Annotated in this window: 22 protein-coding genes; 19 read left to right on the top strand and 3 right to left on the bottom strand. The window is 38.3% G+C overall.

The features are described from left to right. Positions 1-25: 25 nt before the first annotated feature. The 13 genes from BMZ31_RS04045 to BMZ31_RS03985 all read left to right on the top strand — a co-directional run bounded on the left by BMZ31_RS04045 (position 26) and on the right by BMZ31_RS03985 (position 9,502). Entirely contained in the window at positions 26-358 is a 333-nt protein-coding gene (locus BMZ31_RS04045; protein WP_254778616.1) for a DUF192 domain-containing protein, read from the top strand. 13 nt (positions 359-371) lie between these two features. Beyond that, the gene (locus BMZ31_RS04040; protein WP_090830424.1) at positions 372-542 is read left to right on the top strand and encodes a Flp family type IVb pilin; all 171 of its coding nucleotides are present in this window, start codon (positions 372-374) and stop codon (positions 540-542) included. A 74-nt stretch (positions 543-616) separates the two neighbouring features. Further along, the gene (locus BMZ31_RS04035) at positions 617-787 is read left to right on the top strand and encodes a Flp family type IVb pilin (RefSeq protein ID WP_090830423.1); all 171 of its coding nucleotides are present in this window, start codon (positions 617-619) and stop codon (positions 785-787) included. Between the two features lie 279 nt (positions 788-1,066). Next, positions 1,067-1,588: an A24 family peptidase gene (locus BMZ31_RS04030; RefSeq protein ID WP_090830422.1), complete on the top strand. Its 522-nt coding sequence runs from the start codon at positions 1,067-1,069 to the stop codon at positions 1,586-1,588. Continuing rightward, positions 1,585-1,968, top strand: a complete 384-nt coding sequence (locus BMZ31_RS04025) for a TadE/TadG family type IV pilus assembly protein (RefSeq protein WP_090830421.1) — start codon at positions 1,585-1,587, stop codon at positions 1,966-1,968. The genes BMZ31_RS04030 and BMZ31_RS04025 overlap by 4 nt, the downstream gene beginning before the upstream one ends. An 11-nt stretch (positions 1,969-1,979) precedes the next feature. Continuing rightward, positions 1,980-2,897: a Tad domain-containing protein gene (locus BMZ31_RS04020; protein ID WP_254778571.1), complete on the top strand. Its 918-nt coding sequence runs from the start codon at positions 1,980-1,982 to the stop codon at positions 2,895-2,897. Then, positions 2,898-3,605 (top strand): Flp pilus assembly protein CpaB, encoded by a 708-nt coding sequence (gene cpaB / locus BMZ31_RS04015; protein ID WP_139206602.1) that lies wholly within the window; start codon positions 2,898-2,900, stop codon positions 3,603-3,605. A gap of 33 nt (positions 3,606-3,638) precedes the next feature. Continuing rightward, on the top strand, positions 3,639-4,502 hold the full coding sequence (locus tag BMZ31_RS04010; RefSeq protein WP_090830419.1) for a CpaE/TadZ family protein: 864 nt from the start codon (positions 3,639-3,641) through the stop codon (positions 4,500-4,502). Then, entirely contained in the window at positions 4,499-5,932 is a 1,434-nt protein-coding gene (locus tag BMZ31_RS04005; RefSeq protein ID WP_090830418.1) for a TadA family conjugal transfer-associated ATPase, read from the top strand. Before BMZ31_RS04010 ends, BMZ31_RS04005 begins: the two co-directional genes overlap by 4 nt. Beyond that, the gene (locus tag BMZ31_RS04000; protein ID WP_090830417.1) at positions 5,929-6,888 is read left to right on the top strand and encodes a type II secretion system F family protein; all 960 of its coding nucleotides are present in this window, start codon (positions 5,929-5,931) and stop codon (positions 6,886-6,888) included. Before BMZ31_RS04005 ends, BMZ31_RS04000 begins: the two co-directional genes overlap by 4 nt. A 3-nt stretch (positions 6,889-6,891) precedes the next feature. Continuing rightward, positions 6,892-7,812 carry a type II secretion system F family protein gene (locus BMZ31_RS03995; protein ID WP_090830416.1) on the top strand — a complete coding sequence of 307 codons (921 nt, stop codon included), beginning with the start codon at positions 6,892-6,894 and terminating at the stop codon, positions 7,810-7,812. Positions 7,813-8,165: 353 nt separating this feature from the next. Further along, the gene (locus BMZ31_RS03990; protein WP_090830415.1) at positions 8,166-9,062 is read left to right on the top strand and encodes a fumarylacetoacetate hydrolase family protein; all 897 of its coding nucleotides are present in this window, start codon (positions 8,166-8,168) and stop codon (positions 9,060-9,062) included. An 83-nt stretch (positions 9,063-9,145) separates the two neighbouring features. Then, positions 9,146-9,502, top strand: a complete 357-nt coding sequence (locus BMZ31_RS03985; RefSeq protein WP_090830414.1) for a YisL family protein — start codon at positions 9,146-9,148, stop codon at positions 9,500-9,502. Between the two features lie 83 nt (positions 9,503-9,585). On the opposite strand, the gene BMZ31_RS03980 is transcribed toward BMZ31_RS03985, so the two are convergent. Next, positions 9,586-10,149, bottom strand: a complete 564-nt coding sequence (locus BMZ31_RS03980) for a DUF2777 domain-containing protein (protein ID WP_090830413.1) — start codon at positions 10,147-10,149, stop codon at positions 9,586-9,588. A 177-nt stretch (positions 10,150-10,326) separates the two neighbouring features. On the opposite strand from BMZ31_RS03980, the gene asnB reads away from it, so the two are divergent. Beyond that, the gene (gene asnB / locus BMZ31_RS03975; protein ID WP_090830412.1) at positions 10,327-12,174 is read left to right on the top strand and encodes an asparagine synthase (glutamine-hydrolyzing); all 1,848 of its coding nucleotides are present in this window, start codon (positions 10,327-10,329) and stop codon (positions 12,172-12,174) included. 233 nt (positions 12,175-12,407) lie between these two features. Here asnB and BMZ31_RS03970 read toward each other — a convergent pair whose 3' ends face one another. Both BMZ31_RS03970 and BMZ31_RS03965 read right to left on the bottom strand, forming a co-directional pair. Further along, positions 12,408-13,883, bottom strand: a complete 1,476-nt coding sequence (locus BMZ31_RS03970; protein ID WP_090830411.1) for a methyl-accepting chemotaxis protein — start codon at positions 13,881-13,883, stop codon at positions 12,408-12,410. A gap of 218 nt (positions 13,884-14,101) precedes the next feature. Then, a complete protein-coding gene (locus tag BMZ31_RS03965; protein WP_090830410.1) occupies positions 14,102-15,856 on the bottom strand; it encodes a glycoside hydrolase family 13 protein in 1,755 nt (584 codons plus the stop codon). A gap of 352 nt (positions 15,857-16,208) precedes the next feature. On the opposite strand from BMZ31_RS03965, the gene BMZ31_RS03960 reads away from it, so the two are divergent. From BMZ31_RS03960 to BMZ31_RS03940, 5 genes are all read left to right on the top strand, one after another. Further along, a complete protein-coding gene (locus BMZ31_RS03960; protein WP_090830409.1) occupies positions 16,209-17,516 on the top strand; it encodes a sugar ABC transporter substrate-binding protein in 1,308 nt (435 codons plus the stop codon). 163 nt (positions 17,517-17,679) lie between these two features. Then, complete coding sequence (locus BMZ31_RS03955) at positions 17,680-18,981, top strand: carbohydrate ABC transporter permease (protein ID WP_254778569.1); 1,302 nt, start codon at positions 17,680-17,682, stop codon at positions 18,979-18,981. Further along, positions 18,981-19,814, top strand: coding sequence for a sugar ABC transporter permease (locus tag BMZ31_RS03950; protein ID WP_090830685.1), 834 nt, complete (start codon positions 18,981-18,983; stop codon positions 19,812-19,814). Before BMZ31_RS03955 ends, BMZ31_RS03950 begins: the two co-directional genes overlap by 1 nt. Positions 19,815-19,914: 100 nt before the next feature. Continuing rightward, positions 19,915-21,459, top strand: coding sequence for an alpha-amylase family glycosyl hydrolase (locus tag BMZ31_RS03945; protein WP_090830408.1), 1,545 nt, complete (start codon positions 19,915-19,917; stop codon positions 21,457-21,459). Positions 21,460-21,471: 12 nt separating this feature from the next. Then, the gene (locus tag BMZ31_RS03940; RefSeq protein ID WP_090830407.1) at positions 21,472-23,826 is read left to right on the top strand and encodes a glycoside hydrolase family 31 protein; all 2,355 of its coding nucleotides are present in this window, start codon (positions 21,472-21,474) and stop codon (positions 23,824-23,826) included. Positions 23,827-23,870 lie beyond the last annotated feature (44 nt).

Raw genomic sequence — 23,870 nt, 5'->3', positions numbered from 1 at the left:
CATGGAGGTGGAAAAATTGAAAGTCGTGAACCTGTCGAACGGTAAGGAAATGGCAAGCATAGTGACAAAAGCCGACACTTTTTTTAGGAGGCTGAAGGGACTGATGTTTACCCAAAATTTTCATGAAGGACACGGCCTGTTAATTCAACCCTGCCAATCCATTCACACGTTCTTCATGAACTATTCCATTGATGTTCTTTACGTAAGCGAAGATTTCGAAATTGTAGGTATGGACGAAACGATGAAGCCTGCGATGGTTGGAAAGTTTCATAGAAGAGCTGTTTCTGTACTTGAACTTCCTGCGGGAACCATACAGAAAACGGAAACGAAAGTAGGACACTATTTATCTATGATGTGAGGGGTTGTTGAAAATGATGAAGAAGCTTAACGAATTGATGGCAGATGAAAAAGGCCAAGGTATGACGGAATATGGTCTAGTATTAGGAATTATCGCAGTTGCAGTAGTAGGCGCACTAGCAGTATTACGTACTGAAATCCTTGAAATGTTCGAAAGTGTTAAAACGGCAGTAACGAATCGATAAGATCGCAAAAGGAAAGTATTTTAAGAATAAATAATTCTCTTAAACTAATTTACGAATAAAAGGAGTGGTTTTAAATGATGAAAAAAATGCAGTCATTATTCACTGAAGAGCAAGGTCAAGGTATGACGGAGTACGGTTTAGTATTGGGTATTATTGCAGTTGCGGTTGTAGGAGCTCTTGCTGTCCTTCGTACTGAGGTTCTTGAAATGTTTGAAAGCGTTAAAACGGCTGTAACAGGTCGTTAATTAATCTGTTCACCGTATACACATGTGAATGCAGCTTTTTGTTAGGACAAGCATATAAGGGACCCCCCCATGGTTATTATTCTTATATTATTACAATATAAATATCCTTATATGTGCCCCTTATAAATGGTTGCTTGCAGCTAATAAATCTTTGGCAAAAGGCCTTGCGTTCATCTGTAACGTGAGGCCTTTTGTATGTTAATAGAATAGCTTTTTTATTGGTTAGTCTAAGTGCACTCAATGCGCTTGTGCTAATGGCATGAAAAGAGGTGTCTTAAAATGTGGAGTGACTATCTGTTAGTCGCTACTTTGTTGGTATGTGTCATTACTGATATAAAAGAACGGAAAATCTATAATGCAGTCCTTTTTCCAGCGTTATGCACCGCGTGGATTCTACACGTTATCACGGGAGGGAGCGACGGACTATACCTAACTTTGCTGGGTACATTGGTGGGATTTTCATTATTGTTGATTCCTTATTTACTTGGTGGCATGGGTGCTGGTGACGTGAAATTGCTGGCAGTGATCGGAGCCATTAAAGGAATGATGTTTGTTTTGATGGCCGCTGTTTATATGGCTTTAGCAGGTGGTTTAATGGCTTTTTTAATATTAGTTTTTCACAAGGGACTTAAAAAGAGACTATTGGGTATCGTTTACTTCCTAAATGGTTTGCGCAACGGCATCAGGATGCCAATCATGACAAATTCAGATTCTATGAAAACGACTTATCCGTACGGCGTGGCAATAGCCGCGGGTGCACTTTACCAAATTATCAATCAGTACGGAGGGCTTCCGTTATGAAAAAGGATGAATCGGGACAGTCTCTTGTTGAAACAGCATTAATCCTTCCAATCCTGCTCCTCATAATAGCTGGAATAATAGATTTTGGAAGAGTATTTTACACATACTCCCATCTTCATATGGCGGCCCAGGAAACGGTAAGGAGAGGAGGGTTGGGAGAAGGAGATAGTGCCATTAGTGCGTTTGCTCATGATTACATCCATCTACCAAACTCAGAAAAATTGCAAATCAGTATTTCTCCTACAGAAAGCGCAAGAAATCATGGTACTTACATGACAGTCCAGTTACGCTATCCATTTACATTTGTTACACCTATTATCTCAAAATTTTTTCCGTCACCATTTATGATTGAAACCGAATCGACCATACGTGTCGAGTGAGGAGGCGGCTAATGATCGATTTATTAACAAGAATGAGACGAGATGAAAATGGGAATGCCATTATCCTGGCTGCCATATCTTTAATGGCTTTATTAGCGATTGCCGGATTGGCGATCGATGGTGGACTCGTATATATGACCAAAAGCCATCTGCAAAAAACAGCCAATGCCGCCGTACTTTCTGGCGCTCAGGAGTTGACCAATCAAGAAGCCGCTGTGGCAAAGGTTGTGGACGAAGTGTTAATAGCCCATAAAGAACCAGCTTCCCTTGAGAGTATCCAAATAAAAATGAATGACGAAGTATCGGTTGATTTATCTAAAAAAGTAAATCTCGCTTTTTCAACCCTACTAGGTTTTGAAAATTTGGATGTTAAAGTTCATGCCAGTGCAGGACTACGCAATATGGGCAGGGCTGTGGGAGCGGTTCCTTTGGGAATTGATGAGAGTATTCAACTTGATTTCTATAAGACTTACGAATTGAAGGTGGATTCAAGCGGAGTAGAGTACGGTAATTTCGGAATTCTTGCCCTTGGAGGTCCAGGAGCGGCCACATACGAAGATAATTTCCGGAATGGATATAAGTCAGAATTGAAAATTGGAGATATTATCGATACTCAGACAGGTAATATTGCAGGAAAGACAAGGTCGGTTGTTCAGGAACGAGTGAACGGATGTACGGCAAATCCTCCTGACTTCACAGACCGTGATTGTTCAAGGATAATCCTTGTCCCAGTTTATAAGCCGTACGATTATTCAGATGGACAAATGAAGCAAATTAAAGTTACAGGATTTGCTTATTTCTACATTACGGATCCGATGGATAGCAAGGATACTTCCATTAAGGGAATGTTTATCAGAAGGGCCGGTACAGGATTTGAAGAGCCAGGAAGCAAGGATAAAGGGGCTTACAGCATCAGACTAACAGAGTAGGTGAGGAAATTGCGTTCAAAGTTCGTTTTGGTTTTAGCACTTGTAATGGGTATGATTACCACCGTATTATTCTTTCAATATATGAAACAATTTGATGCCGAAAAAGCTGCTACCTCCAATACTGTTGAGGTCATTGTAGCAAAAGAAAGAATCGAGAAGAATGCGCGTATTTCCGCAAATATGATAGAGAGAGTCAGTCTTCCTGAAAAAAGCATCCATCCTAAAATGATGAAATCAGATAGTTTGGTCGTAGGAAAAATAGCAACTTCTATGATTGAAAAAGGCGAGCCAATTATGTCGCATCGACTTGTTTCAGAGTTAGAAGAAGATTTGTATGTTTCAAGGAAAGTGAAGGAAGGCTATCGAGCGGTTTCTGTGGGCGTCAACATCAATCAGACAGCTTTGAATTTAATAGAACCGGAAGACGATGTCGATGTTATTTACTCAAGAGCTAAGAAAGCACAAAACTATGAAAAAGAAGTAGAGACAGTTGTACTCCTTAAGAAAGCCCGAGTACTTGCTGTAGGAAGAAAGCTTAAGACCCCTGAAGATTCAAAAGAACCTTATGTAGAATACAGCAATGTAACATTGGAGTTGAAACCTGAGGACGCATTTAAACTAGTAAATGCATCAGAACAAGGAAATCTTCATTTTATCCTTCATAAGCGTCCGGTCAGAGAAGAGAACGTTGATACAACAAAGAAATAAACAAAAATAGGTTAATACGGAAGGTGACGATTCATGACTAGCCCGGATGAAATGCAAACTGTAGGTGTAGAAAGACAACGGAAACGCGGAGAAATGATTGCCGTTTGCAGTGCAAAGGGCGGGATTGGTCGCACCATTTTAACAGTCAATTTAGCAGTAGCCCTTTTTAAAAAAAATATTTCTGTTGCAATCTTAGACGGTGATTTCCAATTTGGCGATGTCGGTCTAGCTATGGATTTACAATCAACTTTTACCATAAAAGAAGTGATAGAAGGAATCGCAACGCTCGACGAACATAGTCTAGCAGGCTACTTATGCCATCATGATAGTGGGGTAAAGGTTCTGCCCGCAACCGACCGACCTGAGTATGCAGATTTAGTGTCAAAGGAAGCCGTTAATAAGATTTCTGATTTAATGCTTTTGCACCATGATTATGTAGTGGTGGATACGGGAGTGGGGTTAAATGACCATACGATCAACTTTGTTGAACGTGCAGATCAAATCCTGATCGTTACAAATCTTGAAATGGCAGCCTTGAAAAATACTAAATTGATGCTAGAAACATTAGAAATTCTTGGGTTAAGGGAGAAAGCAAGAGTAGTCATCAACCGGGCAAATATGGAAAGTGTCATCCAAGCAACGGATGCCGCAAACATCCTTGATGAAAAAGATCCTATCTATATTCCGAACGATTTTCACATTTGTTCTCAGTCACTTAATATTGGCATTCCTTTTGTCATTAACCAAACCAAAACAGATGTGGCAAAAGGTGTATACAAAATGGCCGAGATGATTACATCCCGACGAGAAATTATCACGTTCAAGACAAGCAAATCACAATCTCTTCTTTCAAAATGGTTACCACGCAAACGCACGAAGGGAGGAGGCAATGAATGAGCCTACTTAATCGCATCCAGGAAAAAACGCAACAGCATGCAGCAGATTCCATTGTAGAAGCAGAAACTCATGATAACTCCTCAAGTATGCCAAAAGTCGATATTCGCAATGTGTTTAGGGACCAACGTAATAAAGACACAGATAAAGACAAAGTAAGAACTAAAAAGGTAGACAAGCATCATGAATTAAAAAGTATTCTTCATAAAAAAATTCTGCAAGAATTAAAGGATGAAGAAGTAGAACAGATTATTCCTAAACTTGATGCGATGGCTATTGAAATTATAAAGGAAGATGAAACTTTCCGAGGAAGCATTGACAGAAAAAAAGTCGTTGACGAATTAATCAATGACTTGACTGGTTTTGGTCCTATCAACCCTTTGTTATTAGACGAGGACGTCTCTGAAGTAATGGTAAACGGTCCCAATCAGGTTTATTGTGAGCGAAAAGGTAAATTAGAATTAACGGCTATCCGTTTTCGAGATGATGAACATGTCATGAGTGTAATCGATAAAATTGTTGCACCAATTGGCAGGCGAATCGATGAAAGTTCTCCCATGGTTGATGCGCGATTGCCAGATGGTTCTCGAGTTAATGCCATTATTCCACCGCTTGCCTTAAATGGACCAACAATAACCATCCGTAAATTTGCTAAGGATCCGTTTCAAATTGAAGACCTGATAAATTTTGGAACGGTTACGGAAGAGATGTCCATCTTTCTAGAAGCTTGTGTAAAGGCAAGGTTAAACGTATTTGTAAGTGGTGGAACAGGTTCTGGGAAAACGACAACGCTGAATGTCCTTTCTAACTTCATTCCAACAGATGAGAGAATTGTCACCATTGAAGATGCAGCAGAACTTCAATTAGGACAGGAACATGTTGTATCTCTTGAATCAAGGCCACCTAATATTGAAGGAAAAGGAGCCATTAGCATCCGTGATTTAGTCAGAAACTCATTAAGGATGCGACCAGACAGAGTCATTATTGGTGAGGTTCGTGGAGCAGAGGCTTTGGATATGCTTCAAGCCATGAATACTGGTCACGATGGATCACTTGCTACAGGGCATTCCAATAGTCCACGTGATATGATTTCAAGATTAGAAACCATGGTGCTTCTAGCGGGTGTAGAGCTTCCCGTAAAAGCAATTCGTGAACAAATAGCAGGAGCCATTGACTTGATTATTCAACAGTCTCGCTTGAAGGATGGGACCAGAAAGATTACGAGTATCACAGAGGTACAAGGGATGGAAGGGGATGTCATTGTTCTCCAGGATGTCTTTACTTTCAAGCAGGAAGGGCTCGGTCCAGATGGCAAGTTTATTGGTAGGTTAGTGCCAACAGGTGTACGTCCTAAATTCTATGATCGCCTAGAAACCTCCGGCGTGCATATTCCTCCTTCAGTATTTATTGAAAATGAGGGGTGGGGGTCATGAAATACGTAATTCTCATATTCTTCCTCTTCTCCTCATTCTTGTTTTTCGTATTTCTCTTAAGAAGAATGTTTTTTTCAGAGCAAAGGCTTGAAAAAAGAATGAAAAAATATTTGGCGGTATCTGAGAAGAACTTAAATAAAAATCAATTTAATCTTCTTCTTCAATTTCAGCTGACAAAGCAAAAAATCCGCAAGAATGTATTAACAAAAGAGAAGAACAATAAGCTAGAGACATTATTAGCAAGAGCAGGATTGCCACTTAAACCTGAAGAATATATCCTGTTTCAATGGATTTCCACTGGTTTTATTGGATGCTTGCTATGGCTTATCAGTGGGGAAGTAATTTTTCTCTTAATTGGTTCTTATCTCGGATTCCTATTCCCTAAATGGTATTTAAGAAAGAAACAAAAGCAGAGAATAACAAAATTTAATGACGATCTTCCGGACATGATTACAACCATCGTTGGTTCTTTACGCGCTGGATTCAGTTTCCCGCAAGCGCTAAAAGCGGTGACAGAAGAAGCGAGTTCGCCAATTAAGGATGAAATGGAAGCAGTCTTAAAGGAAATGCAATATGGGAGCAGCATTGAAGATTCACTCAACGATCTAAAAGAACGCATGCCCAGTGAGGACTTAGACTTGATGATTCAGGCAATCTTGATTCAAAGACAAGTAGGCGGGAATTTGGCAACGGTTCTGGATAAAATCGTCGAAACGATTCGGGATCGAACGAAAATTCATAGACAAATTTCAACTTTAACTGCGCAAGGCCGCTTATCGGGAATAGTGATCGGACTGCTTCCTATTATACTGGCTTTCGTTTTGTTCTTGATTGAGCCGGATTACATTGGAACGCTGTTTCAAAATCCCATCGGTATTGGACTGCTAATTGCCGGTGCGATCTCGGGATTAATCGGGTTCATGCTCATAAGAAAAATTACTTCCATAGAGGTGTAACTGATGATTTTCCTTTCATTTTTCATAACCATCACTTTATTAATCTATGAACTGTTTGTCATTCGTTCTGAGAAAAAAGAGAGAGTACAAAAGCGGCTTGCGGCTTTTGTGACAGCTGAAAAGGATAGTGTTACGGAATTAATAGCAAAGAATCAAACAACGACAATTTTTGAACGTTTTATAAAACCTCTTTTCGAAGATTTTAAAAGAAGTTTTAAGAAGAGAATGCCGGGAGAAAAGGAAGCGAGAATCGAAAAGAAGCTCCAACTGGCTGGCAATCCATTTGGAATGAATCCGGTAGATTTTCGATTATTGCAAGCTGCACTTTTTTTCACATTTCCATTTTTATTTGGTGGTTATGCCAGTCTTTTGAGAGCGGGTACCGGTGGAATCATCATCTTTATTATGATCGGAATTCTGATGGGATTAACCATTCCGCACCTGTATTTACGTCAAAAAACAAAAGCGAGAAATCATAAAGCATTAAGGGAACTACCGGATGTCCTTGATTTATTAACCGTTAGCCTTGAAGCGGGGCTTGGATTTGACTCCGCGGTAAGTAGGGTGGTCTCGAAAAAGGAAGGTGTAATTTCCAATGAGTTTCATCGTTGTCTAGAAGAAATTCGGCTTGGGAAAACTAGACGTGAAGCATTGGCAGGCATTCGTGAAAGGGTGGATGTTGATGAAGTCAAAGCGTTCATTAGCTCTATCCTGCAAGCAGAAAAGCTTGGCATTGGAATGGTACAAGTATTGCGAGTCCAGTCTAATGAAGTTAGAGACAGAAGAAAGCAGCGTGCAGAGGAAGAAGCCATGAAAGCACCAATCAAAATGTTATTTCCTCTCGTCCTTTTCATTTTCCCTAGTCTATTTATTGTTTTGCTAGGACCGGCAATCATTCAGTTCGTACAAACATTTCAAAAATAAAGAAGGCTGGATCCTGAATCGCTTTATGCGAAAAGGACCAGCTTTTTTTTCCATTGGCTTTGTTAGGGGTCAATATTGAATTTTAGCACCTATTGATTGGGACGGAGGGGACTCGATTCCTACGGGATTAGCGGCTCAGGTGAGAACCCGCAGCAAAGCGACGAGGAGGCTTACCGAACGCCCCCAAGACGAATTTGTTCATGAAAAAGCCGGCATTTGAGCTTTTTCATAATTCGTACTGGAAAGGGAGTACCTTGAGCGGAAATCAACAGTCTAATTTAACATAGCCTTTCCATTAATAATAGAGTTCTGTTAAAATTTTCTGTAAATAGTATCTTGGGGGAATGAAAAAAATGAGGTTTGCAACGGCAATCTATGACAATGAAGAATTTGTAGGTCTTGTAAGTGAGGATGGAAAAGAGATATTAAATTTATCAAAAGCTAGTAATGCCAATCAATTTCCACTACCAGCAACACTTGCAGAATGTATTGCAGAAGGAGACTCTTTTCTAGATAAGGTAAAAATTTTGCGTGACTTGCCGCAAGAGGGAAAAAGAGATTTCTATTTATCTATTGATCAAGTGAAGTTATTAGCTCCTATTCCAAAACCACAAAAGAATATCTTCTGTGTAGGGAAAAATTATGCGGATCATGCGATTGAAATGGGAAGTGCAGATGATATTCCTGAAGAAATAATGGTCTTTACGAAAGCACCTACAACGGTAATAGGAGATAAAGAAACGGTGTTGAATCATAATGAAATCACGAGCGAACTCGATTATGAGGGTGAACTAGCCGTGATTATTGGTAGAACGGGCCGTGCGATACCAACGGAAAAGGCATTAGAGTACGTATTCGGATACACAATCATAAATGATATTACAGCACGTGATTTACAAGCTAAACATAAGCAATTTTTTATTGGTAAAAGCTTGGATACAACTTGTCCAATGGGTCCTTGGATTGTCCATCATTCTCTAGTCCAAAACCCTTCTAGTTTGAACATCCAAACATATGTAAATGGAGAATTAAGACAGGATTCAAATACAAAACATTTTATTTTTCCGATCGATAAAATTATCAGCGAATTGTCAAAAGGAATGACGCTTGAGTCTGGAGATATCATTGCTACTGGTACACCAGCCGGCGTCGGAAAAGGATTTAAGCCACCGCGTTTCTTACGTGCTGGTGATGAGATTGAAATTTCAATCTCTGGTATTGGAACATTAAAAAACAAAATTGAAGAATAGCAATTGATTGAAATAGATTTTTTCGGGAAATATGGTAGTAATAAGGGAACTTATTCAAATGAATCTGAAAAGGGGATATGTTCATGACACACGCACATATTTTTTCATGGTTCGTAGCCATCATCCTTTTTTTGGTCGCCCTCAAACTCTATAATGGCGATAACGCGAAAAGTGTAAAGATCGTAAAAATGGTCTTAAGGTTATTTTATGTATTCATTTTGGTTACAGGTTTGATTTTAATCATGGGTCTAGCGAAAATCACCCTGCTTTACATCTTAAAGGCCGCACTTGGTGTATGGGTGATAGCGATGATGGAAATGATTTTGTCTAGAGTATCAAGAAGGCAAAGAACTTCAATACTGTGGGTACAATTTAGCCTAGCCTTACTGCTAGTCCTTTATTTAGGTCTAAAGCTCCCATTGGGATTCGACTGGTTTTAGGAAAGTTTGTCAAAAGGAAAACCCGGTGCATTATGCATCGGGTTTTCCTTTTGGAGATATTCAGTCGGTCTTGATTTTTGTTTCTAAGAGGTCATTTTTTCAATGATGAGCCTTTTCCCAGTATTGAGCGTGAATTCAAAACGATCATTCGTCTTTTCGTAATAACAAAAATGATGCTGAACATTACAAATCTGCTCTTGATTGTCAAAGACCATGAAATTGACTCCATCCTGCTGTTTCTCATCATTTAGGAATGAAAGGTGATTATAACAATACAGGCAATCATAAATGGAGAAATGCAGGGAATTGAGAGTCGTAACAAATTGGAAAAAGGCGTCATCGTTGATGCCATCTAGAAGTCTTTCGAGTGAATAGACCAGGTGCTTACGAATTCTTACATTGTCCTGATGACGTAGAAAAAATATTTCATTTCCCATTTTGATTTTTCCGTCTTCCAATAAGACGCCTCTCTTCCAACGATTCATGTGCAAGACTTCAATCTCCTGATGTAGAAATTCTTCTACAGATGCAGCTTCATCGGTTTCATCGTCAAAGAAAACCCATTGTTCATTCATATATTCAACTGTACCTTCTGAATAGGCTCTTGATTGATATTCATAAAGTTTTAAGCGTTGCTGTCGGTTCATTAGTTAACCTCCGTAAATGGTGCTCTCTTCTTTCTTTGTAGACAGAATCATAAGAATTTATAACTCACTAACTGTAATTAGGACAATTAACCATTTATATTAGGCTGCATAGTATAACATCATGAAAAAAGCTGCTTGTGGCTTTTCCTTAGCCCCATCTGGGAAGGATGATGGAAAATGTGTGGAATTACCGGTTGGATTGATTATCATAGGAATGTAAAAATGCAGACAGACACTCTTGCAAAAATGGCAGGAACGCTTTCGAAACGGGGACCGGACGATACAAATATTTGGACTGATACTAATGTTGGTTTCGGCCATAAACGATTGGTCGTGGTAGATCCCGAAGGTGGAAGGCAGCCAATGACAAAAACGGCAAGAGATTCAGTTTATACCATTTGTTATAACGGTGAATTGTATAATACGGAAGAAATTAGAAAAGAACTCCTTATAAAAGGATATTCGTTCAAGGGTCATTCTGACACAGAAGTTCTGTTAACTGCCTATATAGAATGGGCAGAAGAATGCGTTGATCACCTTAATGGTATTTTTGCTTTTGCCGTTTGGGATCAAAAGAAGGAAAAATTATTTATTGGACGTGACCGATTAGGTGTAAAGCCATTATTTTTTACAGAGAAAAACGGTGGTCTCATTTTTGGTTCAGAACTGAAAGCGATACTTGTACACCCTGAAGTCTCAGCAGAACTGGATAGGGAAGGACTTGCAGAGATATTTGGTCTTGGACCTTCACGTTCTCCTGGCAGTGGTGTTTTCAAAGGAATTAAAGAGTTAAGGCCTGGTCATGCACTAACTTTTTCAAAAAATGGCTTAAAAATCTGGCGCTACTGGAATGTGAAGAGTAGCCAACATCAAGACAATCTAGGAGACACCATTGATAAAGTTCGCCATTTAGTGACGGATGCGGTCACTAGGCAACTCGTTTCAGATGTGCCGCTTTGTACATTCTTATCAGGTGGCGTGGATTCAAGTGCTATAACCGCAATTGCAGCCAAAGCATTTGAGAGGGAAGGTAAGGGGCAACTGCATACTTACTCGATTGATTATGAAGACAATGCGAAGTTTTTCAAGTCTAATGAGTTCCAGCCGAATTCGGATGCCCATTGGATCAATTTGATGACAGACACATTTGGTACGAAGCATCATAGCTGTATCATCACTCAACAACAATTAGTGGATAACTTGATAGAAGCAGTGCATGTTAGAGACTTACCGGGGATGGCTGATATTGATTCTTCACTACTCTGGTTTTGTCGTGAGATAAAGCAGGATTTTGTTGTAAGTCTTTCTGGGGAATGTGCGGATGAAATTTTCGGAGGATACCCTTGGTTTCATCGTGAAGAGGACTTAATGCGAAATGGATTTCCGTGGATGCGTTCATCAGACCAGAGAAATCTTTTACTGAGTGAGCATTGGCGTCGAAAAATTTCAGTTAATGATTACGTAATGGAAAAGTATGCTCAAACTTTAGCAGAGACACCTGCATTAGAAGGTGAATCGAGGCAAGAAGCGAAGCGAAGAGAACTCTTTTATCTGAATATGGTCTGGTTCATGACTACATTACTGGATCGGAAAGATAGAATGAGTATGGGAGCAAGTCTTGAGGTGCGCGTTCCTTTTGCAGATCATCGACTGGTTGAATACGCATGGAATATTCCATGGGAAATGAAAATGCATGGAAATCGTGAAAAAGGAATTTTAAGAGCGGCTCTTGAAGGAATTCTGCCAAATGAAGTTCTTTATAGAAAAAAGAGTCCGTATCCGAAGACGCATAATCCTAAATATGCCCAATCCATTCAAAATTGGATGAAGGATATTCTTTCTGACAAAAGCTCAGCTCTTCATGAATTTTTTGACCGGGAACACTTGAATGAAATGGTCAACAGTGCGGGGACTTCTTTTAAAGAACCTTGGTTCGGTCAATTGATGACAGGCCCACAATTGCTCGCACATCTAGCTCAAATACATGTTTGGTTTAAAGATTATAATGTAAATGTTGTAGAATAAGGCCGTTTTCGCACCGATTGTTGCTTTTCGGATGCTACTTTCATCCCGCATTCTTTATGGCTTCGGGGCTCTTTTCGAGAAGATACTGAACTAAGAATTCAGTAAAAATCGTAAAAATCCAGAAGCCGATTTTTACTTTTGCTTGTGAAAACAACAAAATTTACGAAAAGAGCCTAGAATAAAAAAGAGGCACAACCATTTTATTCAATGGTTGTGCCTCTTTCGCTTAAAGACTATGAAAGATTCTTTTCGATATTTTCGGCTGCGATGGTTGTTTCAGAGATGATAGTTGCGATTTTATGGCTATCCTGATTCAATGATTCAATCGTTGCACTCATTTCCTCAAGACTTGCACTTGCTTCTTCAATGATGGCAGCAAGTTCGCTTGTCGAAGTTTCGACATTAGTAGACTGTTTTTCAACTGAACTTGATAGACTCTCAAATTCTTTGAAAGTCGTATTAAGTGTGTCTAGCGTCTGACCAAGCTTTTGAAAATAGTCAGAAACCTCGTTTGTTGATTCCACGCTTTCTTGAAGCTTCTTGCTGCTGAGCATCACAATTTCCATTGTATCAGCGTTAGAACTATTCACTTCTGAAAGGTTTTTTGTGATTTTTTCTGTAGTCAACTTCGTTGTTTCAGCTAGCTTTCTAATTTCTTCGGCAACCACCGAGAATCCACGTCCTGCATCGCCTGCTCGAGCGGCTTCGATAGAGGCATTAAGGGCTAGTAAGTTCGTTTGATCGGTAATCTCTTTAATATTACCTGCATAAAGGTTAGTTTCTTCAATTTTCTTCGTAAGATTTTCGAAGTTTGAAGATAAGGCGGAGATAACTTGCTGCAACTCTTTCATTTCTTGAGATAATATAGCAAATCTTTGTTGACCGTCAGTAGCAACTGAGTTTGCTTGATTCGCTTCCTCTGAAAGTACACTAGTTACTTGACCCATATTCTGCATCATGATTAACGATTCATGAGCATTCTCTGCTATTTCACTAATTTGTTCGCTTTGTGTCTGACTTCCAGCAGACACTTCAACAATAGCAATTTTCATTTCTTCCTGGGCACTTAAGTTCGTTTGAATTTGATCGTTTACTGTTGTGATACTAGAGATAATTTGCTTTACATCCGTTTCAAGAGTCACCCTTTGTTGCTCTTTAAATACAGCTTCTTCTTCAGCAACAGTTAAGAAAGAGATAACTGATTGAAATTGTTTGGTTGCTAAGTGGATCACTACATACAATAATGAGCCCATTAGTACATATCCAATGATAGAACTTGCAAACATAGCATTCAGTGCATCTTTATGTGAATCTGCAAATAGATTATTAGTGATCATTGTGATTAAACCTAGAATGAAACCGAGCGAAAATATTCTTCTATTTAGTTGTACAGATGCCATAACAGCCATGAAGAAAATTACACCTAGTAGACTGACATTTCCGCCGAACAGGAGAATGGATAGGTTTGTAGATAAACCTAATACGATAACAATGGAGAAGGGGAAAAGAACTGGTTTCTTCATTTTAGTAAAACCGAAATATAATAAGAATGCTAGAACGATTTCTATTCCATATATTGCCGACTTATTAAACTCTTTCATTACAAGCGTATATAATAATGCTAAAGTTGCAGAGATGCTGAAGGTTACCAACATCAACTTATTTTTGTTCAACAAATCTTTTAATTTCAACTGGCTAATCGCTTCCATAGCAAATACCCCTTTCTCCCAATAAAACTTTTCTTTTTGGTAATATCGACATAATTCGGCAAATCTTAAGAGGAGTAAAGGAGAGTAAGAGAATTTATTAAAAGTATTTTAAATAACGTCACAATTTGGTTATATTCTTGGTCCTGTAATGGCATAAAAAAACTAGAGACCTAACTTCGCAAAAGAGGAAGTAGGTCCCTAATTTATTCAGCCATATTTTAGTTTCTTGCTAATTGAAGGATTTTAAATCCAAATCCATCAATAAGAATCTCGTCTGTTTCAATAGTTTCATTCGTCCATAAATCTAGGGCATTTGAAACACTCAAAGATTCAGGAATAACCACATTCACACTATCTACTGAGTTATTTAAAATGAAAATATATTCAGATGATCCATCTGTTTTCGAATAGATGACATGATTTGTAGCATCGTTCGTTTCAATGAAAGTAATATCATTATTTCTAAAAGCTTGATGCTCTTTTCTAAGTGATATCAATTTCTTAAGATGGTTGAACAAATCCCGATTCTGCTTTTCGGTATCCCATACCATACACTTACGGCATCCAGGATCTTGTTCACCAGTCATTCCAACTTCATCTCCATAATAGATACAAGGGGACCCTGTAAATGATAGTTGGAAAATATAAAGCAATTTCAATTTATCGATATTTCCTCCGCATTGAGTAAGGATTCGTGGTGTATCATGGCTATCTAATAAATTAAAAGCAACTTCATTTACATTGTTAGGATAGGAATGCTGGACATTTGAAATGATATTACTGAATTCCTTAGCTTTAATTTGATCTTTTGCAATGAAATTCAGTGCTCCTGTAGTGAAAGGATAATTCATTACAGCATCGAATTGGTCGCCTTGTAGCCATGGCATTGAATCGTGCCAGATTTCACCAAGGATATACACATCAGGACGAATTCCTTTAACTGCTAGACGGAACTCTCTCCAGAACTGATGGTCAACTTCATTTGCCACATCAAGGCGCCAGCCATCGATGTCGAATTCTCTTACCCAGTAACGTCCGACTTCAAGCAAGTAATCTTTTACCTCTTGGTTTTCAGTGTTGAGCTTTGGCATGAATTGTGTAAATGCAAAAGTATCATAGTTTGGTTTTGGCTCGGTTACAATTGGAAATTCTCTTAGATAGAACCAATCTTTATAAATAGAAGCTTCACCTTTTTCAAGCACATCTTGAAATTGAGGGAAGAAATAACCGCTATGGTTAAAAACAGCATCTAGCATAACTTTAATGCCGTTTGCATGACATACTTCTACTAATCTCTTAAATGTTTCCTTATCACCAAACTGAGGGTCAATTTCCATATAATCAATCGTATCGTATTTATGGTTTGAGAAGGCTTTAAAGATCGGTGTGAAATAGATTCCAGAAATGCCTAACTCAACAAGATGGTCGATGTGCTTTATGACCCCTTCGAAGTCACCCCCAAAGAAATTGTGAGGTGTTGGTTCCTCCTCACCCCATGCCAGTGTGCCAGGAGGATTCAAGTCTGGATTTCCATTAGCAAAACGTTCTGGAAATATTTGATACCAAACAGTTTCCTTTGCCCATTCAGGTGCTTGGAAAACATCTATTTTATTCAGGAAAGGAAAACAGAAGAAGTAGGCAGTGTCGTTATTTGGGACTTCCTCATAAAAACCTTTTTCAGTGTAAACGATTGTTTCATCACCAGAGGTTAAGATGAAACCGTAGCGCAATCTCTTAAATTCAGGCGCAACGCTTACAAACCAATAATCAAAGAGGTCATCAGAACCACTAATCTTCATTGTAGTTTGCTTGGTAACCCACCCAGATTCTGTATGCTCATATGGATCGCCGTATACAAGTTGGACAGAATCAACATCATTCCTTTTCGTACGCAAACGGATATGAAGTTCCGTTTCATTATAAGCATAGGCATAATTGTTTTTTGGTCTGTGGTAAACAGCTTCCTTAAGCAATGAAATCACTCTCCTGATAAGTGTAAATTTTATGAACTTTCTATGGAAAAAGAGTAAATATACGAAAAATATTGTAGCGCTTTCATTTTTACTCTGTTATGATTATATCAGTTAGCGAAAACGTTTGCACATAAATATTTTAATAGTTGACATTCGCATTTTTGAAAAATAAACTTATGAATAGCAACAAAGAAAGCGTTTTCTTTTTGAAAATAGAAAATGGACATGATATTACTAGTTTATGAATATTTTATGAACAAATGAGCAAACGTTTTCTTATTCTATCACTCTATTGATTTCACTGCACGAGTGTGCATGAAATATAAAACAATTCTTAAAAGGTGGGGAAAGTATGCAAAAGTTTTTAAAGTTATCTTTTATCCTGGTCATTATTTTTGCTTTAGCAGCATGTAATAAGCCGGTAAAAGAAAACGCAGGCGGAGATAAAGAGAAAGAAAAAGAAAAGACAGAAGAGAAAGTTGCTATCGAAGCTGAAGATGGAGCAAAACTTATTCTTTGGGATAACGGCGGTGCTGAAGGTGAATGGGCGAAATATGTAGCTGAAGAATTCACAAAGAAGACAAGCATCCCTGTTGAAGTACAAGAAGTTGCACACGTTGATGCTGCTGGAAAACTTGAAGTTGACGGACCAGCTGGTCTTGGTGCTGACGTATTCCACGCACCACATGACCACGTAGGTAACATGGTGAAAGCCGGCCTAATCTACGAAAACATGTTTGCTGATGACTATAAGAAAGACTTCATGGAAGCTGCAATCAATGGTACTTCTTTTACTGAGAAAGACGAGTCAATGCTTTACGGTTTCCCTATGGCAATCGAAACTTATGCTCTTTACTACAACAAAGATCTAGTTAAAAAACCTGCTGAAACTTTTGAAGAATTATTCGCGCAATCTAAAGAATTCCAAAAAGGTTCTACTGATGCTGACAAGAAATTCGGCTTCATGATGGAGCCAGGTAACTTCTACTTCAACCATGCTTTCTTTGCTGGTTACGGTGGTTACATTTTTGGTAAAGACAACACTGATCCATCTGATTTAGGTGTTAACAACGAAGGAGCTATCAAGTCTGGTGAATTCATGCAAAAGATTCACAAAGAACTTCTTCCACTTAAAATTGAAGACATCACAGGTGATGTAATCTCTACTTTCTTCAACGAAGGCAAATTACTTTACCGTATCTCTGGTCCTTGGGATATCAAGAACCACACTGACGCTGGCGTAAACTTTGGTATTGCTCCACTACCAAAATTAGATAATGGCAAGAACCCTGCAAGTTTCTCTGGAATCAAGGCTTACTATGTAAACTCTTATTCTAAATATCCTAAAGCTGCAACATTACTTGCACAATTTGCAACAAGCAAAGAAATGTTAGAAAAGCGTTTTGAAATGACTGGTCAAATTCCACCACATAAAGCTTTGTTAGAAAGTGAAAAGATCAAAGCAGATCCTTATGCTAAGGCATTCTTAGAACAAGCTAACAGTGCAGTTCCAATGCCAAATATTTCTCAAATGCAATCTGTTTGGGAGCCAATGGGCGTAGCTTATACAACAATTTGGAATGATGGAACTGATCCTAAAGCTGCTTTCGATGCTGCTAAAACACAAATTGAAGATGCTATTGCTTCTCAATCTAAGTAATTGAATTTCAGAGCCGATACCAATCTAGGTATTGGCTCGGTTTTTATATTGTAATTGAAGATTTTACTAGAAATACAACCTGACTTTGAAAACAAGCAGAAGTGAGTTGAACTTCTGTCTAAATAAATTGCACATCATAAGAAAAGTGAAGAGAGGGATTTAAGTGCAAAAGAAAGCGAGAACAGGTGCAATTTTGTCCTTATTGCTAATGGGACTGGGGCAACTCTACCATCGTCAATATGCTAAAGGAATCTTCTTAATGGCCTTAAATGTTTATTTGCTCTTGTTCTGGTCATTTCCATTTAGATTGGCAATGTGGGGTCTAGTTACACTAGGGGAAACTGCTCAAACGAGAAAAGGATTTGAAATTGTACAAGGTGACCACTCGATCTTCTTAATGATTGAAGGTATCATTTTCCTCATCTTATTCTTGCTCTATTTATGGGTTTACTACTTGAATGTTCGAGATGCTTATAAAGTTGGGAAGCTAAGAGACCAAGGTGGACAACCTAGTACGTTTAAACAGACATTAGCAAATGTTTGGGAGAATGGATTTCCTTATATCCTATTAACTCCTTCTATTCTATTTACTGCTTTTTTGACAATTTTACCGCTATTATTCGGTATTTTAATTGCCTTTACAAACTATTCAGGCCCAAACCATCTCCCACCTAAGAGTCTAGTAGACTGGGTTGGTTTCCAAACGTTCATTGATTTATTCCAGCTTAAGACGTGGAGTAAAACGTTCTATGGAGTATTCAGTTGGACAGTACTTTGGGCAATTTTATCAACGGCGACAACGTTCTTCCTTGGGTTAATCTTTGCGGTGTTCATTAATCATAAAGGTGTTAAGCTTAAGCGTTTCTGGCGAAGTATCTTTATTCTTCCTTGGGCTATTCCGCAATTCATCAGTATTTTAATTCTAAGAAACATTTTTAATGGAGAGTTTGGTCCGCTTAATCATTACTTAGAAGCTTTAGGTTTCGCGGCAATTCCTTGGTTATCAGATCCATTTTGGGCAAAAACGACACTTGTCGTTGTAAACATGTGGTTTGGTTTTCCATTCTGGATGGTTCTGATGAGTGGAGTTATGACAACGATTGATAAGGAGCTTTTTGAAGCGGCCGATGTGGATGGAGCTTCCGCTCGTCAAAAGTTTTGGAAAATCACCATGCCAATCGTAATGTTCTCAACAGCACCCCTATTAATCATGAGTTTTGCAGGAAACTTCAATAACTTTAACGTTATTTATTTAATGACACAAGGTAAACCTGTAAACGTGGAATATAGTTATGCAGGTTCCACAGATATTTTAATTAGTTGGATTTATAAAATGACGCTTCAGCAAAGCCAGTTTGCGATGGCTTCGGTTGTGTCTATCCTAATTTTCATTGTCGTATCGACACTTTCAGTTTGGAATTTCAGAAGGACAAAAGCATTTAAAGAAGAGGATATGATGTCATGATGAGTAAAAAATTATATGACAGACTAACTGTCGGGCTAATATATTTAATTTTGGTCATTACGTCAATCTTAGTTCTCTACCCTATTTATTGGATCGTTATTGGAGCTTTCAATCCAGGAGATTCTCTTTTCTCTACTAAATTGCTTCCGAGTACGTTGACGCTTGATCATTTCAGAGACCTATTTGAAAAGACCGATTACTTATTATGGTATAAAAACACGATTAAAATCGCTTTTTTCAATATGATTATTTCAACTTTTCTTGTTGTAACAGCAGCATATGCATTCTCAAGGTTTAGATTCCCAGGTAGAAGACAAGGACTTATGACAATGCTAGTGCTACAAATGTTCCCTGGTTTCATGGGAATGATCGCAATTTATATTCTTTTACTTCAAATTGGATTATTGGACAACCATTGGGGTTTAATTCTGGTGTATGCTGGTGGATCCATACCTTTTGGTGCGTGGTTGGTTAAAGGATATTTTGATGGACTTCCAAGAAGTCTTGAAGAAGCAGCGAAGATTGATGGAGCAAGTCATACAACGATTTTCTTCAAAATCATGATGCCACTATCAAAGCCGATTTTAGTATTCATTGCTGTAAATAACTTCATTGGCCCATGGATGGATTTTATCTTTGCTCGTCTTGTGTTAAGATCGAATGATAATAAAACACTTGCAATTGGTTTGTTCGAGTTTGTTACAGGGAAGGCAAACACTCAATTCACAACATTTGCTGCAGGGGCAATCTTGGTTGCAGTACCTATTACAATTCTATTCTTGCTTTTCCAAAAACATATTGTTGAAGGACTTAAAGCAGGAGCGAACAAATAGTATCTTTACTTAGCCTAAAGGCGATGCCTTTAGGCTATCAATCAGCAAGGACGTTATATTAGAATACAAAATCAGATTAGGACTTAAGGAGGGAACGGAGATGAAAAAACACTTTCTCATTTTCATCTTGATTCCTTTTCTTTTTTTTTACGCGGTCCCAGCAGGAGCAGCTAACAAAAAAGAAGAGCGTAAATGGCAAGATGAAACCATCTATTTTTTAATGGTCGACCGTTTTAACAATCTCGATTCAACTAATGATATGGATATTAATTTACAAGACCCGAAAGCTTATCATGGTGGAGATTTTAAAGGAATCACCGATAAGTTGGATTATTTGAAAGATATGGGCTTTACAGCCATTTGGTTGACACCAATCTTCGATAACGAAGACAAAGGTTACCATGGCTATTGGATTAAAGATTTTTATAAGCCTGATGAACATTTTGGAACAATGGAGGAATTTAAGAATCTTGTAAAAGAAGCTCACAAACGTGATATGAAGGTTATCTTGGATTTTGTCATTAATCACGTAGGACCCCATCATGAATGGTTGAATGATCCGGCTAAGAAAGACTGGTTTCATGAAAGGAAAGACATAAAAAATTGGAATAACCAAAATGAAGTGGAAGACGGCTGGCTTTTTGGATTACCAGACCTTAATCAAGAAAATCCAGAAGTGAAGAATTATTTATTCGATGCCGCTAAATGGTGGATTAAAGAAACCGATATCGATGGGTATCGCCTGGATACTGTAAAGCATGTTCCTGTAGGGATATGGAAAGAGTTTTCGGCAGAAATGAAAAAGACTAAGAAAGATTTCTATTTAATTGGCGAGGTATGGCACGATGATCCCCGATATATTGCTAAATATGACAAAGAAGCAGGAATAGACGGATTTGTAGATTATCCCTTAAACACTGAATTAAGAAAAGCGTTTAAGAAACCAGACCAGTCTCTTGGTCTTCTTTTCAACGTTTGGAAGAGGAATCAAATCTTATACGAGGATCCTTATTTAATGGGAACATTTATGGATAACCATGATAATGTCCGTTTTACAAGGGAAATCATTCAAAATAACATCCACCCTGGACCAAGATGGAAGATGTCATTAACCTATCTTTATACTTCTCCAGGAATTCCAATCGTCTATTATGGAAGTGAGATTGCCTTAGATGGAGGGAACGATCCTGATAATCGCCGCATGATGAACTTTAAAGCGGATAAAGAATTAATTGAATATATTACGAAGCTTGGAGAATTACGCCAAAAGTATCCTTCATTAACAAGAGGAACAATGGATCTCTTATTTGAAAAAGAAGGTATGGCTGTCTATAAGCGTGTTTATAAAGATGAAATAGCTGTTGTTGCGATTAATAATACGACAAAAACTCAAAAAGTGACTTTAAAAGAAAAGGATCTTGCACCTGATAAAGAGCTAAGGGGATTATTGGGTGATGACTTGGTAAGAAGTGATAACGGCGAATATCGATTAGTAATTGACCGTGAAAAAGCAGAAGTTTACTTTATTGCTGAAAAAACGGGTTTAAATATACCATACTTAGCAGTCATGGCTACTGTTTATGCCGCTTTCATCACTTTTATCATCTTAATTTGGAAAAGGTCTCGTAAGAAAAGCTCTCAGTAAGGAGGAATCGCCATGCTCGAAGATACAAGTTTTGCTATCCACCCAGGTCAAGAACATAAAATCTTGAATGCTGATTATAAAGAATTAGGTAGAATTACTAAAGTTTCCCAAATAGATAATGTGGCCGTTCTAACGACTGAAACGGGTGACCTATGTATAAAATTTTATCGTGAAGATATTGTCAGGTTCGTTATAAATCCTTTTGGTGAAACTTCGTTAAAAAGTAGTCCTGCTTTGACTACGACCGGAGAAAAGGTCGAAGTTTCCATTGTTGAAAGCGAAAAGGATGTAATAATCCAATCGAAATTACTTACTGTACTGGTAGATAAATTCCCAGTAAGAGTAACGGTAAAAGATTCAAATGGAAACATACTGACAAAGCAAAGTGGCAAGGGTATGGGCTATAAAGAGTCTAAAGAAGTTTTATGTTATACAAACATGAGCGAAGAAGATCACTTTTATGGATTTGGTGAAAAGACTGGTTTCTTAGATAAGCGTGGCGAGAAAATGGTGATGTGGAATACGGATGTGTATGCTCCGCATAACCCAGAAACAGATTCTCTTTATCAGTCTATCCCATATTTTATGACATTGAAAAACGGGTTGGCATTCGGAACATTTTTCGATAATACGTTTAAGACGACTTTTGATTTAAGAAGTGAATCAGATCATTACTCCTTTAAAGCTGAAGGGGGGCAAATTGATTACTATATCATGGCAGGTCCTTCACCAAAAGATGTTCTTGAGCAGTACACTTATTTGACAGGGAGAATGCCAATTCCGCCAAAGTGGGCTATAGGATATCATCAATCGCGTTATAGCTACGAAACCGAACAAGAAGTACGTGAACTCGCGGTAAATTTCAAGAAAAAACAAATTCCACTAGATGTCATTTATCTTGATATCCATTACATGAATGAATACCGAGTATTTACATTTGATAAGGACAAGTTCCCAAATCCCAAGCAGATGATTGCGGATTTGAAAGAAATGGGTATAAGAATTGTTCCTATCGTAGACCCAGGTGTGAAACAAGATGCAGAATATAAGATTTATCAAGAAGGCGTATACGAGGATCATTTCTGTAAATACATCGAGGGAGATTACTTCTTTGGTGATGTTTGGCCAGGAAAAAGTGCCTTCCCTGATTTCACAAATTCAAATGCCCGTGAATGGTGGGGAGAGAAGCATAAATATTATACAGACATGGGGATAGAGGGTGTCTGGAATGATATGAACGAGCCATCAGTATTTAATGAATCAAAGACAATGGATTTAAATGTCATGCACGATTATGATGGCGATCCTCGCACACATCGCGAACTTCATAACATTTATGGATTCATGATGGGGAAATCAACATACGAGGGAATGAAGAAGCATTTAGGCGGAAAACGTCCTTTCTTATTGACTCGTGCAGGATATTCTGGGATTCAACGATATGCAACCGTTTGGACAGGGGACAATCGCAGCTTCTGGGAACATCTTCAATTGTCGATTCCAATGGTGTTGAATCTTGGTTTGTCAGGAATTCCGTTCGCTGGTCCGGATGTTGGTGGTTTTGCGCATGATTCTAATGGAGAATTGTTGGCTCGTTGGACTCAGGTAGGAGCTTTTACTCCATATTTCCGAAATCATTGTGCCATTGGATTTGCTCGTCAGGAGCCATGGTCATTTGGTGAAAAGTATGAAAACGTGATAAAAAAATATATTGAACTGCGTTATCAGTGGCTACCACACCTGTACTCACTATTTGCAGAAGCACACCGTACTGGTACACCAGTCATGAGACCACTGATGCTTGAATATCCAAATGATCCTGAAACGTATAACTTATACGATCAATTCATGGTTGGGGATAGTGTCATTGTAGCGCCTATTTTAAAGCCAAGCACGCAACATCGTGTTGTTTATCTACCTTCAGGCTCATGGACAGATTATTGGACGGGAGATGTACTAGAAGGTGGAAAACATCATCTCGTAAAAGCAGATCTTGAGACGCTCCCTATTTTCATTAAACAAGGATCGGTAATTGTTAATGGTGAAGTTAAGCATTCTACAGAGATAAAGGATCAAAAAGTTACACTTCACCTTTATTATGGTAATGATACAGAATCGTGTTTTAAGTGGTATGAAGATGATGGCAGTACATTTGGTTATGAGAATGGTAATTATTCTTTAACTACGCTCACAATTGCATGTGAAGAAAAAGAAATAAAAATCGTTTCTTCAAAAGAAGGAACATACACTTCAGAAATCAGCGAAATGGAACTAATCGTTCATGGAGCAGAAGGAGAAGTAAGGGTATCATTGGATGGGAAAGAATTGAGATTAGAGAAAAATAAAGCGATTCTTTCTTTGAACTAAACCTCTAAAGTTTCTTCGTTGCAACAGAATACCTGAACTGAGGA

It is taken from the genome of Bacillus sp. cl95, assembly GCF_900115925.1.
In the GTDB taxonomy this organism is placed as follows: Bacteria; Bacillota; Bacilli; order Bacillales; family Cytobacillaceae; genus Neobacillus_A.
The sequence above is the reverse complement of the archived record's forward strand: the minus strand, read 5'-3'. Positions and strand labels throughout refer to the sequence as shown.

What these genes read in the sequence shown, in the direction of transcription:
- asnB (WP_090830412.1), top strand. Translation starts at nt 10,327, where the DNA reads ATGTGTGGAATTACCGGTTGGATTGATTATCATAGGAATGTAAAAATG.
- BMZ31_RS03960 (WP_090830409.1), top strand. Translation starts at nt 16,209, where the DNA reads ATGCAAAAGTTTTTAAAGTTATCTTTTATCCTGGTCATTATTTTTGCT.
- BMZ31_RS04020 (WP_254778571.1), top strand. Translation starts at nt 1,980, where the DNA reads ATGATCGATTTATTAACAAGAATGAGACGAGATGAAAATGGGAATGCC.
- BMZ31_RS03940 (WP_090830407.1), top strand. Translation starts at nt 21,472, where the DNA reads ATGCTCGAAGATACAAGTTTTGCTATCCACCCAGGTCAAGAACATAAA.
- BMZ31_RS03950 (WP_090830685.1), top strand. Translation starts at nt 18,981, where the DNA reads ATGAGTAAAAAATTATATGACAGACTAACTGTCGGGCTAATATATTTA.
- BMZ31_RS04030 (WP_090830422.1), top strand. Translation starts at nt 1,067, where the DNA reads ATGTGGAGTGACTATCTGTTAGTCGCTACTTTGTTGGTATGTGTCATT.
- BMZ31_RS03945 (WP_090830408.1), top strand. Translation starts at nt 19,915, where the DNA reads ATGAAAAAACACTTTCTCATTTTCATCTTGATTCCTTTTCTTTTTTTT.
- BMZ31_RS03995 (WP_090830416.1), top strand. Translation starts at nt 6,892, where the DNA reads ATGATTTTCCTTTCATTTTTCATAACCATCACTTTATTAATCTATGAA.
- BMZ31_RS04025 (WP_090830421.1), top strand. Translation starts at nt 1,585, where the DNA reads ATGAAAAAGGATGAATCGGGACAGTCTCTTGTTGAAACAGCATTAATC.
- BMZ31_RS04005 (WP_090830418.1), top strand. Translation starts at nt 4,499, where the DNA reads ATGAGCCTACTTAATCGCATCCAGGAAAAAACGCAACAGCATGCAGCA.
- BMZ31_RS04040 (WP_090830424.1), top strand. Translation starts at nt 372, where the DNA reads ATGATGAAGAAGCTTAACGAATTGATGGCAGATGAAAAAGGCCAAGGT.
- BMZ31_RS03970 (WP_090830411.1), bottom strand. Translation starts at nt 13,883, where the DNA reads ATGGAAGCGATTAGCCAGTTGAAATTAAAAGATTTGTTGAACAAAAAT.
- BMZ31_RS03980 (WP_090830413.1), bottom strand. Translation starts at nt 10,149, where the DNA reads ATGAACCGACAGCAACGCTTAAAACTTTATGAATATCAATCAAGAGCC.
- BMZ31_RS03985 (WP_090830414.1), top strand. Translation starts at nt 9,146, where the DNA reads ATGACACACGCACATATTTTTTCATGGTTCGTAGCCATCATCCTTTTT.
- BMZ31_RS03990 (WP_090830415.1), top strand. Translation starts at nt 8,166, where the DNA reads ATGAGGTTTGCAACGGCAATCTATGACAATGAAGAATTTGTAGGTCTT.
- BMZ31_RS04000 (WP_090830417.1), top strand. Translation starts at nt 5,929, where the DNA reads ATGAAATACGTAATTCTCATATTCTTCCTCTTCTCCTCATTCTTGTTT.
- BMZ31_RS04035 (WP_090830423.1), top strand. Translation starts at nt 617, where the DNA reads ATGATGAAAAAAATGCAGTCATTATTCACTGAAGAGCAAGGTCAAGGT.
- BMZ31_RS04010 (WP_090830419.1), top strand. Translation starts at nt 3,639, where the DNA reads ATGACTAGCCCGGATGAAATGCAAACTGTAGGTGTAGAAAGACAACGG.